The following is a 1,912-nucleotide window of genomic DNA, read 5'->3' on the forward strand; positions in this document are numbered from 1 at the left end:
GCGTCCGACCACACCGGTCGGGCGCCCTCGCGCGTTGCCCGGCGTCCCACCGAACCTTTTGGCACAGTCGGATCGTCATGTCGGGTGACCCACCCCGACACCGCCACCAGGAGCACTGATGCCACGACGCGATCCGGCTGCCTTCGCCGAGTTCGTCGCCGCACGGTCCGCCGCCCTGCACCGCTCGGCGTACCTCATGGTCGGCGAGCGCCAGCTCGCCCAGGACCTCCTCCAGGAGGCCCTCACCAAGACGTACGTCGCGTGGCCCACGCTGCGCGACCCGAGCAAGGCCGAGGCCTACACCCGCAGGGTGATCACCACGACCGCGATCTCCTGGTACCGCCGCAGGTCGTGGCAGGAGCGCCCGAGCGACACCATCCCGGAGGCTCCCGCCGACGCCCGCAGCGACGGCCTGGGCGACGACCTCGCACGCCGCGAGTGGGTCTGGTCGGCACTCCAGTCGCTTCCGCCGCGCCAGCGGGCGGCCGTCGTGCTCCGCTACTACGAGGACCTCACCGAGGCCCAGACGGCCGCGGCGCTCGGCTGTGCCGTCGGCACCGTCAAGAGCCAGGTGCACGCCGCCCTGGCCACCCTCCGCACGACCCTCGACTCCCACGGCGGCGAGCACCTCGAGCTGCTGCCGCCCGACCTGATGGCGGTGACCCGATGACCGGACTCCTCAAGGACGTCATGCACGACCGCGCCGACGCGTTGGAGCCGCCCGCGCTGGACGTCGGGGCCCTGGTCCGCGAGGGCGAGCGCCGGGCCCGCCGCGGACGGGCGGGAGCGCTCATGGCCGTGGCCGCCTCGGTGGCGGTGGTGGGCGCCCTCGCCGTCCCGGCCCTGCGCTCGCACGACGAGCCCCGGACGGGCGTCGCGGTCCAGCCCCGGGCGGACTCCGTCGCCTACGCCGTGGGCGGCACCATCCACGACGGCGACGCCGCGATCGACACCGGCCTCACCCTGCGCGCGATGGTCCAGACCGACAGCGGCTTCGTCGTCAGCGACACGGCCGGCGAGGTCCTCGTCGTGTCCGGCGACGCGACCGACCGTGTCGGCCGGCTGGCCGACAAGGAGTACCCGCGCTTCCAGAGCGACGGCGACCTGGTGGCCTGGGTCGACGCGACCGACGGGGGCAGCCTCGCCGCCCTGGACGTGTCCAGCGGCACCACCGTCAGGGTCCCACTCTCGAGCTGGCCCGGACGTCCCGTCGTCGCCGGCGTGGAGCGCGAGCTCGGCGGCGCCGCCCAGGTCGCGGCCGTGGACGGACGCACCGTCTACGTCAGCGACCAGCGCGGCGTGCGGGCCTGGGACCCCTTCGGCTCCGGCGGGACGACGCTGGTCCCGGCACCGGCCGGCACCGAGGTCGAGGTCGTGGACGTCCAGAACGGCGTGTTCGCCTACTACGCGCGCGGCGGCACGCCGGCGGACAAGGCCGAGGAGTTCCGGGTCGGGCCCGACCTGAGCACTGGGCGGGTCCTCTCCATCTGGGGCGGTCGGCTCTCGCCGGACGGGGGCGTCATCTTCTCCGAGACCGACGACGTCAACCATGTCTACAACACCACCGACGGCACCCGGCTCCCGTTCGACGAGGGGCGCTACGCCTTCCTGGTGGGCTACCGGTGGCTGGACGAGGACACCTATGCCGGCATCGGGCTGCCGACGCTGGACTCGACCACCCCCGACCTCCTCACCTGCGAGGTGGCCGCGGGCAGCTGCACCGTCGTGGTGGAGCAACCGGCCTCCGTCGAGGAGGGACTCGTCCTGCCGATCGCCGGGGGCTGGTGACCTCGGCCGGGGACGCCTGAGACGCCGACGCCTCAGGCGGACTGACGCTCCGCCCGCTCGGCTCGCGCGAGCCGGCTGTGGCTGCGGCCGTAGGCGAAGTAGACGACCAGGCCGATCGCCATCC

2 protein-coding genes are annotated in these 1,912 nt (G+C 74.1%); both read left to right on the forward strand.

The features are described from left to right. The first annotated feature begins 118 nt into the window (after window positions 1-118). Complete coding sequence (locus tag ACXJKL_RS20155) at window positions 119-670, forward strand: SigE family RNA polymerase sigma factor (protein ID WP_457208774.1); 552 nt, start codon at window positions 119-121, stop codon at window positions 668-670. Next, a complete protein-coding gene (locus ACXJKL_RS20160; protein ID WP_457208775.1) occupies window positions 667-1,788 on the forward strand; it encodes a hypothetical protein in 1,122 nt (373 codons plus the stop codon). The genes ACXJKL_RS20155 and ACXJKL_RS20160 overlap by 4 nt, the downstream gene beginning before the upstream one ends. Window positions 1,789-1,912 lie beyond the last annotated feature (124 nt).

The sequence above is a fragment of the Nocardioides sp. P5_C9_2 genome, assembly GCF_054049555.1.